Genomic DNA, 12,740 nt, shown 5'->3' with positions numbered 1-12,740 from the left:
ATTAAGGGAGCAATATCTCCAAGTGGCATGTAAGCGTCAATACTATTTCAATTCCAGTACGGTGCGATTAAGGGATATGAACCTTTATTAATCCGTTCATATTATACGTGATTTCAATTCCAGTACGGTGCGATTAAGGGGCCGCCTGAAGCGATCATTAGCCCTGCTGCGTATGAATTTCAATTCCAGTACGGTGCAATTAAGGGTTTATATACGGATCATGTGCGGTCTGTATCGCTGGAATTTCAATTCCAGTACGGTGCGATTAAGGGTCTAGGATAGCCAATTTTATAGGATTCGGTGTCGAATCTCAATTCCAGTACGGTGCGATTAAGGGTCTCCACCATCCTTCATAATTAGGCTTTGCGGTGCATATTTCAATTCCAGTACGGTGCGATTAAGGGAAAGCATCTTTTTCCTGAAAACTGCTCCCTGTTTTTATTTCAATTCCAGTACGGTGCGATTAAGGGGGCAATACGGGCTAATGTTGCTTTTATTTGCAGCTAAGAGTCATATTTCAATTCCAGTACGGTGCGATTAAGGGGTAGCGGCGCTTCTTCATCATCATCTGGGTCTACTAGATTTCAATTCCAGTCCGGTGCGATTAAGGGATTTTCTTCAACTGAAAATGTGCTTTGATCATCCTGATTTCAATTCCAGTACGGTGCGATTAAGGGATTTAAACGTTTGCATAATGATGAACTTCCATTTAGATTTCAATTCCAGTACGGTGTGATTAAGGATGTAAATCAGATTATAGATCCTGATATTTTAGGTGCGATTAAGGGTTATATGGGGGCGCTGTTCGAGGGGCTAAGAGTCATATTTCAATTCCAGTACGGTGCGATTAAGGGTTATATGGGGGCGCTGTTCGAGGGGCTAAGAGTCATATTTCAATTCCAGTACGGTGCGATTAAGGGTTATATGGGGGCGCTGTTCGAGGGGCTAAGAGTCATATTTCAATTCCAGTACGGTGCGATTAAGGGTCTGTTTAACGCCTACGACATCTCCGCTATTATATTTATTTCAATTCCAGTACGGTGCGATTAAGGGTACCAATATTTTGTGACATTATGTTATCGTACTCACGATTTCAATTCCAGTACGATTAAGGGTGGACCACCTATTAATGTTATAGCTGAGCCGACTAGATTTCAATTCCAGTACGGTGCGATTAAGGGTACCAATATTTTGTGACATTATGTTATCGTACTCACGATTTCAATTCCAGTACGATTAAGGGTGGACCACCTATTAATGTTATAGCTGAGCCGACTAGATTTCAATTCCAGTACGGTGCGATTAAGGGACTTATTTTCATAGCCGCAACGCTTAGTGAAATGTGATTTCAATTCCAGTACGGTGCGATTAAGGGAAGTAAAAGAACATTTGTTTGAACCAGAATCTTTGATTTCAATTCCAGTACGGTGCGATTAAGGGGCAAACGAACGAACGTATTAGTATATTTGTACCTAATTTCAATTCCAGTACGGTGCGATTAAGGGTTCAATGTCAGAGTATCAAATTATCAGAGATTATCAAATTTCAATTCCAGTACCAGTACGGTGCGATTAAGGGTTACGCTTCCTGCTATTGTTGTTCCTCCTCCAGCTTGATTTCAATTCCAGTACGGTGCGATTAAGGGTTAATAAGAATGTGACCTGCGTTTAGCACGTCTAAATTTCAATTCCAGTACGGTGCGATTAAGGGAACAAAAATCATTTAACTTAAACTCGTTACTGTAAAATTTCAATTCCAGTACGGTGCGATTAAGGGTCTTCTCAGGCTGACGTTGATTATTTTACCCAAGTCTTGATTTCAATTCCAGTACGGTGCGATTAAGGGAGCTACAATCGGTTACGGTTGTACTTTTTATAACGAATTTCAATTCCAGTACGGTGCGATTAAGGGAGATGCCCTGACTCATTGTGGTTATTTTCAGCAAGATTTCAATTCCAGTACGGTGCGATTAAGGGAGGGGTTGCAACGGTTATCTACAGCCTAACTAAGCTATTTCAATTCCAGTACGGTGCGATTAAGGGACTTATTTTCATAGCCGCAACGCTTAGTGAAATGTGATTTCAATTCCAGTACGGTGCGATTAAGGGACCGGTTCTGATTGTTGTGGTGAGTTCATACATTGATTTCAATTCCAGTACGGTGCGATTAAGGGTCTGTTTAACGCCTACGACATCTCCGCTATTATACGTCTTGATTTCAATTCCAGTACGGTGCGATTAAGGGATTGAATTTTTGGATATTATAAATCCTAACATGTGAAATTTAATAGGATAAGAATATGACTTACATATTTCAATTCCAGTACGGTGCGATTAAGGGACAAGGAAATTTAATAGGATAAGAATATGACTTACATATTTCAATTCCAGTACGGTGCGATTAAGGGACAAGGAAATTTAATAGGATAAGAATATGACTTACATATTTCAATTCCAGTACGGTGCGATTAAGGGACAAGGAAATTTAATAGGATAAGAATATGACTTACATATTTCAATTCCAGTACGGTGCGATTAAGGGACAAGGAAATTTAATAGGATAAGAATATGACTTACATATTTCAATTCCAGTACGGTGCGATTAAGGGACAAGGAAATTTAATAGGATAAGAATATGACTTACATATTTCAATTCCAGTACGGTGCGATTAAGGGTCTGTTTAACGCCTACGACATCTCCGCTATTATATTTATTTCAATTCCAGTACGGTGCGATTAAGGGGGTGTTGGGGTTACTGTTGCGATTAGGGTTGTTCCGATTTCAATTCCAGTACGGTGCGATTAAGGGGGTGTTGGGGTTACTGTTGCGATTAGGGTTGTTCCGATTTCAATTCCAGTACGGTGCGATTAAGGGACAAGGAAATTTAATAGGATAAGAATATGACTTACATATTTCAATTCCAGTACGGTGCGATTAAGGGAGTTACCAATATTAACATCAACCAGACGTTTAAGCGATTTCAATTCCAGTACGGTGCGATTAAGGGTCATTAGGTAGTGCAGTTTGTCGGTTTGATTTAGATATTTCAATTCCAGTACGGTGCGATTAAGGGTTATTTGATGAATGTGGAGGTATTAAGATAGGCGAATTTCAATTCCAGTACGGTGCGATTAAGGGAAAAATAGAAGTAAAGGCATCTCCTAACTTTGCAAAATTTCAATTCCAGTACGGTGCGATTAAGGGAATGTTGCTCCTGAATTTAAAGGAACAAAAGGCGTGATTTCAATTCCAGTACGGTGCGATTAAGGGAAAATTACATGAGATCATTCCTAATAGGGTAAAGCAATTTCAATTCCAGTACGGTGCGATTAAGGGAGTATTACGCTAAATCTATGCACCTGCAAAGAAAAGATTTCAATTCCAGTACGGTGCGATTAAGGGTGAATAATAATAAGAGTTCAGAGAATTTCAATAATATTTCAATTCCAGTACGGTGCGATTAAGGGGAAAAAGCGAAAATGAAGCATGAAGGGCTGAAAGAATTTCAATTCCAGTACGGTGCGATTAAGGGACTGGTCGGCATCAAAGTTGGTCGCATTCTTGAATGATTTCAATTCCAGTACGGTGCGATTAAGGGGAAAACATATTTTATTCCTTTGCGTGATTTGCCTATATTTCAATTCCAGTACGGTGCGATTAAGGGCTCTGAATACTTAATGAAGTTCATTATTACTGTGTGATTTCAATTCCAGTACGGTGCGATTAAGGGGTAGCGGCGCTTCTTCATCATCATCTGGGTCTACTAGATTTCAATTCCAGTCCGGTGCGATTAAGGGATTTTCTTCAACTGAAAATGTGCTTTGATCATCCTGATTTCAATTCCAGTACGGTGCGATTAAGGGCTGCACTCATGTGTTACTGGATCAAAGTCAATCCTATTTCAATTCCAGTACGGTGCGATTAAGGGCTGCACTCATGTGTTACTGGATCAAAGTCAATCCTATTTCAATTCCAGTACGGTGCGATTAAGGGCTGCACTCATGTGTTACTGGATCAAAGTCAATCCTATTTCAATTCCAGTACGGTGCGATTAAGGGCTGCACTCATGTGTTACTGGATCAAAGTCAATCCTATTTCAATTCCAGTACGGTGCGATTAAGGGTGCTTTTCCTCAATTAAAACCTCTAACGTTTTAGTTATTTCAATTCCAGTACGGTGCGATTAAGGGACAACCAGCTACCGTCTGTGTCCTGTACTGGTTCACTATTTCAATTCCAGTACGGTGCGATTAAGGGAAGTTGACCAATACCAGCGACTTGTTTAGCGTCAACTGAAAATGTGCTTTGATCATCCTGATTTCAATTCCAGTACGGTGCGATTAAGGGTATATCGATGAAATTATATGTATCAGCAGTATAATATTTCAATTCCAGTACGGTGCGATTAAGGGTGTTAATAATTTCAGAACAATAGAGTTTCTGGTTGTATTTCAATTCCAGTACGGTGCGATTAAGGGTTTATGCTTACGTCATCCTCCTTTACCTCGGTTATGATTTCAATTCCAGTACGGTGCGATTAAGGGCGTATTAAAATTTCTGCATCATTTGTTTTAAAATTATTTCAATTCCAGTACGGTGCGATTAAGGGTTCAATGTCAGAGTATCAAATTATCAGAGATTATCAAATTTCAATTCCAGTACCAGTACGGTGCGATTAAGGGTTACGCTTCCTGCTATTGTTGTTCCTCCTCCAGTTGTATTTCAATTCCAGTACGGTGCGATTAAGGGTGTTAATAATTTCAGAACAATAGAGTTTCTGGTTGTATTTCAATTCCAGTACGGTGCGATTAAGGGTGCAACGGCAGATAGGTAGAGATCAAGTACAGTTTGAATTTCAATTCCAGTACGGTGCGATTAAGGGCGTATTAAAATTTCTGCATCATTTGTTTTAAAATGATTTCAATTCCAGTACGGTGCGATTAAGGGCGTATTAAAATTTCTGCATCATTTGTTTTAAAAGTACGGTGCGATTAAGGGTGCTTTTCCTCAATTAAAACCTCTAACGTTTTAGTTATTTCAATTCCAGTACGGTGCGATTAAGGGTGCTTTTCCTCAATTAAAACCTCTAACGTTTTAGTTATTTCAATTCCAGTACGGTGCGATTAAGGGTCGTTAACAAAACGGGTCTAATATATACTTAAACATCGTTTTTATTACTTTTATTTTTATAAAAATTAGTCGGTGTATAATAACCGATCCTTATGCATTGACAGACAACCGGATCCTATACCCTTTAAAGACTATTTTATACCTTAATCATTATTTTCAAATGTCAAAGAACATACAGTGTTATCATCATCGACAACTTAAAGGATATTATCTAGCTTGTTCTTTTCAAGACCTACCACTTCTTTTTCTAACCACCTCTCTTCTCTGCTTTTAAAAACAAGGATACTATCTGTCTCCGGATTAATAATCATTTTTGCTTTTGCTAGTAACTCTTTTAATTTTACGAGACTAATTTCTCCTTCAAATACTGAATTTTGTATCCAATTTAAGTACTGTCTGCACAGTTTTAGCATTTTTACAACTCTCTTTTCTCCAATGTCATAAACTAAGATAACATACATAATTAAATATTTAAAAAAGTAGCTTGTTTACCATCTAACCTTATACGGTTTGTATTCATCAAGTCCCAATAAATGTTTACCCAACTTATAACATTCCAATTTAATAAGATGCTTATAACTTACATTCCGATTCAATACAGGATGTTTGAACGTTTCATTTAAGCGTTCATCCCAAGCTTTCACAAACACCTTTCTTCCAGAGTCTTTTAACATGCAGCCATTCATGTTCATATCAAAATCTTTTGATGAAATCTCCTTTTTATTTAACAATCTAAAAATTGTACGATCAACAAGTACAGGTTTAAAAATTTCTGCCAGATCAAGTGCTAACGAAAATCGTCTAAAGCCTGGTTCATGCAAGAAACTGATTGTAGGGTTTAGTTGCGTATGATATAACTGATTAAGACAAGCAGAATAACACATCATATTACCAAATGAAATCATTGCATTTAACTCATTACCAGGAGGCTGCTTGCTTCTGCCCTCCATCTGATAATTATTTACAATGATATCAAATGCCTGATAATATCGCTGCCTTATGTTACCCTCTATACCCATCAATTCATTTACTTCTTTCGTTTGCTCTATCTGTAACATCAAAAGTTCAATACTATTAAGTGAGACACTCACATCTTTGTCCCTGTTAAGATAATAACGTAAAGTCTTAGTCATATTAAAAGCACCACCGCTTACAAATTTGCGGGCAATAATCATCCGCTTTTTAGAATCAATGTAATGACGAGTCTGTGAAATCTGCATCTTACCCGCTAGCAAGTACTCTTTCGGACAAAAACTACCAGTATAATTTTCATAATAATCGAAAAAGTGAACGGCAATTCCGGCTTTACCCAAGAAATTATACAAAGCACTATTGGCATCTAGACTCCCAAAACAAAATAGGTCAGAAACACCCTCTACTGGAATATATTTAGGTACGCCTTCGAGCCCATCCTCATCTACAGGTAAAAACTTCAAAGTATAGTCTTTGCGACTTAGGCGTCCTGCATTAAATAAGTAATAAGTTTTTTTCATGAGCTAACGTATATTTCAATCTTTTGGTTCTTCAACATAACAAAAATCGAAATAACTACATTGCTTGCAGATGGGCTTACGAAGTAACGGTGGACAGATTTCACTCTCAACCAATTCCTCAATATTCTTTTCCCAGCTTTGTATCATCTCCTTATCTCCTGATTCTAATAATACGGTCTCTTTTTGCCGCATTTTAGGATATTCAATCACCCCGGTTACACCCTCTATCCCCTTTTGCTCTAATTTGTATATATAATATTTTACCTGAGCAATGTGAGCCTTCTCTATTTTATTGCTTTTTTTAACTTCATGTACCACCTTGTTTTTAGCATCATAAAAATCAATTTTAATACCATCTACCTCAACTTCAGTATATTGTTGTGAGCGATCGATATAGGTGGTTTCACCAATTAATTTACCTTCAGCAACTATTTCTGAAGAGTGTTCCATGCGGATACCGTTGGCGAACAACCATAATTTCCTGTGACAGATAAAGTAATAATTAATAAAGGTTGCGGTGATAAGCATAGAATCTATTTACTTTTTTTAAAACTAAAGGAATCTATCATCAATTACTGGTTCTTTGATTAATAACCCAAAATCAGAGCTATACACTCCCTCTCTAGCATAATACACAGTTTCATGTGTATCAAAATTACCTATGTAAACAGTTTCAATCCCAATTGAAAAATTTTTAATACCCTTTTCTATTAAATATTTCGGGAGTTCTATTGAAAACTCACACTTGAAAGCCTGAAGATCACTCCAATAGGAATAGTTGCTTTCTGGCTTCGTTACATAAACAGTGCTGCTATTAACAATATCTCGGCTTTTCCAAAACGAAGTATCGTTTTCATCTTCATGAGGAATTTCTTTGCTACCAATAACCCAATTGTATAAAAATAACCATTTCAGGTTTTTAGCATTAAGTTCGCTCTTTGTTGAAAAATGCTTAAAAGTGGGATAAACATTATTAACCAAATCAATGAAATTCTTCGGAGAATAACTTTTAATCTCTAATAAGTTAAGCGTTTGGGTAAATGACTCAATTGGTTCCCATCCTTTTTTTTGTATAAATGTTCCATAAGGTGCAGGATAAAGAATATCATCCTTTTGAGGTATAATTACGTAAAGTTCTCCTATCCTATTTGAATTAAAGCGGCAAAGTCTCCCTGCTCTTTGCACCAATCTATCAATCGGACATATCTCTGAAATCATAATATCAGCACTAATATTTACACTCATTTCACCAATCTGAGTGAGGATTGCAATTCCTTTTGCTGTTCCATTTTGCCAAGCTTCTTTGCCCAAATGCTCAATTAAATATTCTTCTTTAGCTAATTTATCTGGTTCTGTAAAACGGCTATGATAAAGAATAACATCAATTTTTTTTTTCTTAAACCATTCGTAAAATTCTATTGCTCTTGCTACTGTATTAACATAAATGATGGCTTTCCCTTCTAAAATACAACGTTCTAACAAATCGCTTAACTCATTTACTTTGGAATATTCTCTTTTACTTTTAATAGCACATCTCGGTTTTTCTATCTCAAAGATATCTTCCCTTATAGCATCAATTTTATAACCACTTTTACGATACATTTCAAGGCTTGACTCTGGAAGGGATGCACTCATTATCATTACCGGCACATCTAATAGGTTTAAAAATTCCAGTAATACCAATATGTTAGCCTGAGTAAATTCATCATAAAAGTCTGCTTCATCAATAACAACACAGCTATTTGCAAGATTGAATAATATAGTGTGCTGATCTTCCCTGGACAATGTCATCGCCATCATTAAATGGTCTATTGTACATACAGTAACAGGCGTTAATATTAATCTTGCCAACTCATGCTCTTTTTTTGCGTCTTTTTGTTTAATTTCTCTATTTTGTACCTTTTTATGGAAACGGTTAAACCAAGCACTTGAATGGTAAAGACCAGTATTAGAAAGACTTGAAGCTGTATTTATTGCTAAAGCATTGGAGGCAAATCGAGTTGGCATAGCTATAACCAAACGTTCTGCTCTGCCATTTTCGATTTGTTTAGAGGCCCATAGCAATGCGGCATCTGTTTTCCCAGCACCAGTAGGTGCCCTCAATAGCATTAACATATCCTCCCAGTGCTTGTCTACTATTTCCTGCACAGGTCGTTTGGTCCAATTTTTATTAAAAGAATAGTGAAAAGCATCAATGGATGGATAAGGATTATTTGACTCTTTGGCACTAGCCCGATGGTCTGCAATTTGAAGATAGCTACGAACTCCACTGTACTCATAGAACTTAGCTATAGTATCTTTAAAGTCAGATAAACTTACTAAACCTTCTAAAGATGTAAAATATTTCCAAAGAACTATTCCTTCTTTCCAGTTCTCTTTCCCACTTATTCCATTCTTCTTAATCCATCTTTCCTCATGCTTATGATTTAATTTCGCATGATGTGCAGCTATAGCTACCTGTACTGGATTAGAAAATTTGCTTTTTCCATGTAAAATAAGAGAAAATATTTCATGCCTAATACCTGAGTTCCGAAGGTATTGACCAGCCTCATCTCGTTTTACAATAGTGTAATCTTCAAATGATTTTCCTAAATTTCCTAGTTGCCATTTTACAAAGTTATCATGATCTTTTTGGCAGGCTTCTTGCCATTTAGATTCTTTTTTACCCTCATCATGAAATTGGCAAGCACCTTTTATTCGCCTACTTAATTCTTTACCAGTACGATTAAGATATTTTTTGTTTGTGTTTATAAGACAAGACATCAAATACTTTCCTTCATCAATTACATTTTGCGTATGATCTTTTAGAGAAATCCCTGATGGCTTGCCTAAAATTATATTACCTGAATGGTTAGTCTTTTCCAAAAGCTTCTTTGAATGTTTTAATGTCTTGCTGACCGTCGGTCGGATCAAATAAATGTTCTGAGTTCAAAAATCCAAATGCTTCTTTATACGCAACAGCAACAGATTTTTCACCAATCGTATCATCGCCAATAAAGTATTTAGCACCTCTTTCTTTTAGTTCATCTAAAATATTGACTTTTTCGATTTCGTTACTTGTAGCGAAGTACCGGCACGCTTTACGACTTAGTTTATTATCAAAAACAATAAGTACTTTTTGTGGCTCACCACTTACTGCATTCCTAGCTTGATTAGCATAATCATTCATTGATCGTGTTGATTCTAAAAAAAGACAGGAACGTCGTTTTCGTTCAGCATCATTTACGTGTTTTATATAATTGGTAGCTATATGATATCCTCCTTCATACTTAAAGGTTTTAGAAATACTAAGACTGGTAATATCTAAATGAAAGTTCATGTTCATCAAGTCATGTTCACTGAATTCCTTGGTAGCTAGTGCTTGATTGTTACTATCAGTCCCAGAATCTTGCTTTAATCGTATCAATAGATCTCGGCCAACTTCGCTTTTGTCTAATGCAATAGCAATGGTAGCGCTTAATGGGGCAGTTCTTCTGCCCGAATAATCACCCTTGGATGGGTGCATAAAGCCGCCCATGTCAGCACGAAGATCATTCTCGATTAGATTAGTAACACCGTCGCCGTTAGATATGAATGTTTCTCCCTTATTTTCGTCCGAGTTATTCAAATGTTCCATTGCTGAAAACAGAACATGTCGCTGCATTTGTCCTGATATATATACTTTTCCATCAGGTGTCCTTTTTATTGAAGAGGCATTGCCTAGTAGTTTCTCTCCTCCATTTGCCATGTGATTATCCATTGGTGCAACTATGGATACTAATATTCCTTTGATTTGCATTTTTTTTTTATAAATATTGATTAGACTTATTTCAAACTTGAGCATCTTCCAAATCTTCACTTTCGATGTCTTCTGATAAAATATCATCGACGTCATCTACTTTTTCAACCTTCGGCTCTTCTTTCTTTTGGAACCTATTTTGTAATCTTGAAAAAGCGATTAATAAATTTTTGGCTTGATCCAAATTCAAAATATTTGGATCATTTTCATTTGCTTTTTCCATGAATAAGGCAGCACTTTCAGGTACGTCCATTTTGCTTAATCTCCCTGCACGAGCAACAGTTTGAGCAATTAAAGCGTCTCCTGTTTTCGCTGAAAATGCAGAGCTTTCTAATTCAATTAGCACTTTCGCCTTAACCTTTCTTATCTCATCCCAGTAATTAGGAGATCCTTGTTTTATTTCCTCTTTGGCCACTAAGTAAGCAACTAAATTAAGCCACTTACCCAAAGCTCTCGCCGATTGCACAATTTCTATTGATATCATTTCAATTTTTATAAAATATGTAAATAATAAGGTAATCAATGGTTCAGGATACTCACCTCTGAAAGACATAAAATCTTTGAAAGCTGGTAAATTAAATATTTGCAAAAAGCGGCCAGAAAACAAATCTAACTTTTCATATTCATTGGGTTCATCTCTGCGTTTGCCCTTATATAATTGGATATAATAAATACTATCAACAATGCTTCTTAATTTACCTTCTTTTGCTAAGTCAATAATGTAGTGGTTATAGGTAAATGACTTAGCATCACCATAACTAATAATATACATTGTTGTCTCTTTTAATGATTCCAAAACAGCTTCAGCTTCTAATTTCATTTCAGCCCTTTTAGAAAATTCACCGATTGCTCCAAGTAACCCAACAGCTCCAAGAGCTGAAGATGATGGAGCATTAGGGAAATTTCCATTGTAAATTTTAGGTCTTGAAGGCTTTTCTTTTACTACTTCTCCTTTTTTATTTTTCTCTTTATATACAGAGCCTTTAAAAAGAGATGAAGTATTATTCCTTTTCATCTCATTAAAAAGAAGAATAAATTTTATTAATTCTTCTTCTTTCTCAAGATCAGGAATAATAGCTATATTCATTCGCTTTATTTTTCCACCTGATTTCTCTTTATAAGCAAGGCAAGGTTTATCAGGTGTCATAGTTGTTATCGCGCAAAGAGCTGCTTCAATATAACTAATTTTGGATTTACCTCGACCTGCTCCACTTTTACTAAAAGTTAAATACTCTCCTGAAATGGGTGCAATAGACATTGAAGCACAAGTATTCTTATCCATATTAATTGGCAGCTCAGCTAGCAAAGATTTAGCAGCTTTATATATATATCCTGCCGCCTTATCTGATGATAATATACTTGGTGACAAGAAGACACCATTTGAAGGATCGCCCTTTTGTTCATCACACCCAGTAAAATCAACACTTTCCTTACCTATAAACGCTCCCGTTGGTTTTACTCTAAAATTGTTGATTCCATTTTGGATTTGTAAACTTAATGCTTCAAGTAAAGTTTCTTTCTTGAAATCAACATTATCCTCTTTTTGGGACAATAATAAAGCATATGCATATTTGATATATGGATGATTTAGATTCATAGCATTTCAATTTTTACATCTGTCCAACCATCATTTGTACCTAGATATACAAGATTATTTTCTTCAATTGATTCTACTAATAGATTGTAAATACCCTTTTGCATCTCTAGTGAGATTTGTATTACTCCTTCAAATTTCAAATACTCCCTTTTGGATACAGTGGTGTAGTAATATGGAAATTTGCCCAAATTGCTTTTAAATAAAATCTCCATTTCTTTTTCGTCTATTTGAAGAGGTTTATCTTCTTTTCGTTTTAATGAGCGTTTCACTTTGATTAAGTCGAAATCAATATTTGGGGTTCCGTTTGGATGTACTATAGCATCTGCTCTTCGGAAGGCTTTTTTCCAAATATCATCGTAGTGCATTGGTGTTGGAGCCATTACAAGCTTTATGTCGAATAAATGGTACAATAAGGGAATATATCCTGAATTAGAAACAGCATTTTTGTAATCCTTTATTTTATACTGTTTTAAATATACTTTCTTAATTTCTTTCTGTATAGACAACCGATCTTCATTACTAATATGCCATCCTAAAATATTCTCCAATAATCCGGACAGATGGAATTTCGAGGGCTTTTTCTCGGATATATAATAGGACCCAGGTATTTCACTTACCATTGAAAGAGGAGCCAATGGCGTTATAATAAGTTTAACTTTTTCTGATAGATTAGGCGCTTCAAAAATTGATGATATATCCATATATTGATCTTCTGATATTTAAATTTTTACCGTTATATTTAT

At 36.0% G+C, this 12,740-nt stretch carries 8 protein-coding genes and 2 CRISPR repeat arrays (1 of these 10 cut by a window edge); of the genes, 1 reads left to right on the top strand and 7 read right to left on the bottom strand.

Annotated features, from left to right (window positions below; translation table 11 throughout):
- A CRISPR array of direct repeats spans window positions 1–743; the repeat unit is 30 nt; unit sequence ATTTCAATTCCAGTACGGTGCGATTAAGGG (it extends 453 nt beyond the left edge of the window).
- A 49-nt stretch (window positions 744–792) separates the two neighbouring features.
- A complete protein-coding gene (locus tag BFL47_RS20575) occupies window positions 793–1,050 on the top strand; it encodes a hypothetical protein (protein WP_449371652.1) in 258 nt (85 codons plus the stop codon).
- Between the two features lie 228 nt (window positions 1,051–1,278).
- A CRISPR array of direct repeats spans window positions 1,279–4,946; the repeat unit is 30 nt; unit sequence ATTTCAATTCCAGTACGGTGCGATTAAGGG.
- Window positions 4,947–5,326: 380 nt separating this feature from the next.
- On the opposite strand, the gene cas2 is transcribed toward BFL47_RS20575, so the two are convergent.
- From cas2 to cas5p, 7 genes are read right to left on the bottom strand one after another with little or no spacing between them, the layout of a single operon-like run.
- On the bottom strand, window positions 5,327–5,590 hold the full coding sequence (gene cas2, locus BFL47_RS03325) for a CRISPR-associated endonuclease Cas2 (RefSeq protein WP_069658386.1): 264 nt from the start codon (window positions 5,588–5,590) through the stop codon (window positions 5,327–5,329).
- Window positions 5,591–5,617: 27 nt separating this feature from the next.
- Window positions 5,618–6,622, bottom strand: coding sequence for a type I-B CRISPR-associated endonuclease Cas1b (cas1b, locus tag BFL47_RS03320; RefSeq protein WP_069658385.1), 1,005 nt, complete (start codon window positions 6,620–6,622; stop codon window positions 5,618–5,620).
- A 15-nt stretch (window positions 6,623–6,637) separates the two neighbouring features.
- On the bottom strand, window positions 6,638–7,150 hold the full coding sequence (gene cas4, locus BFL47_RS03315) for a CRISPR-associated protein Cas4 (RefSeq protein ID WP_069658384.1): 513 nt from the start codon (window positions 7,148–7,150) through the stop codon (window positions 6,638–6,640).
- Between the two features lie 24 nt (window positions 7,151–7,174).
- Complete coding sequence (gene cas3 / locus BFL47_RS03310) at window positions 7,175–9,487, bottom strand: CRISPR-associated helicase Cas3' (RefSeq protein WP_069658383.1); 2,313 nt, start codon at window positions 9,485–9,487, stop codon at window positions 7,175–7,177.
- Window positions 9,474–10,445, bottom strand: coding sequence for a type I-PGING CRISPR-associated protein Cas7/Csp1 (cas7p, locus tag BFL47_RS03305; protein ID WP_211480923.1), 972 nt, complete (start codon window positions 10,443–10,445; stop codon window positions 9,474–9,476). Before cas7p ends, cas3 begins: the two co-directional genes overlap by 14 nt.
- The gene (cas8c, locus tag BFL47_RS03300) at window positions 10,432–11,997 is read right to left on the bottom strand and encodes a type I-PGING CRISPR-associated protein Cas8c/Csp2 (RefSeq protein ID WP_069658382.1); all 1,566 of its coding nucleotides are present in this window, start codon (window positions 11,995–11,997) and stop codon (window positions 10,432–10,434) included. Before cas8c ends, cas7p begins: the two co-directional genes overlap by 14 nt.
- A complete protein-coding gene (gene cas5p / locus BFL47_RS03295; RefSeq protein WP_069658381.1) occupies window positions 11,994–12,698 on the bottom strand; it encodes a type I-PGING CRISPR-associated protein Cas5p in 705 nt (234 codons plus the stop codon). The genes cas8c and cas5p overlap by 4 nt, the downstream gene beginning before the upstream one ends.
- Between the last annotated feature and the right edge of the window lie 42 nt (window positions 12,699–12,740).

It is taken from the genome of Arcticibacter eurypsychrophilus (assembly GCF_001730525.1).
GTDB classification, from domain to species: domain Bacteria; phylum Bacteroidota; class Bacteroidia; order Sphingobacteriales; family Sphingobacteriaceae; genus Arcticibacter; species Arcticibacter eurypsychrophilus.
The sequence above is the reverse complement of the archived record's forward strand: the minus strand, read 5'-3'. Positions and strand labels throughout refer to the sequence as shown.

What these genes read in the sequence shown, in the direction of transcription:
- cas7p (WP_211480923.1), bottom strand. Translation starts at nt 10,445, where the DNA reads ATGCTCAAGTTTGAAATAAGTCTAATCAATATTTATAAAAAAAAAATG.
- cas2 (WP_069658386.1), bottom strand. Translation starts at nt 5,590, where the DNA reads ATGTATGTTATCTTAGTTTATGACATTGGAGAAAAGAGAGTTGTAAAA.
- cas1b (WP_069658385.1), bottom strand. Translation starts at nt 6,622, where the DNA reads ATGAAAAAAACTTATTACTTATTTAATGCAGGACGCCTAAGTCGCAAA.
- cas8c (WP_069658382.1), bottom strand. Translation starts at nt 11,997, where the DNA reads ATGAATCTAAATCATCCATATATCAAATATGCATATGCTTTATTATTG.
- cas5p (WP_069658381.1), bottom strand. Translation starts at nt 12,698, where the DNA reads ATGGATATATCATCAATTTTTGAAGCGCCTAATCTATCAGAAAAAGTT.
- cas4 (WP_069658384.1), bottom strand. Translation starts at nt 7,150, where the DNA reads ATGCTTATCACCGCAACCTTTATTAATTATTACTTTATCTGTCACAGG.
- BFL47_RS20575 (WP_449371652.1), top strand. Translation starts at nt 793, where the DNA reads ATGGGGGCGCTGTTCGAGGGGCTAAGAGTCATATTTCAATTCCAGTAC.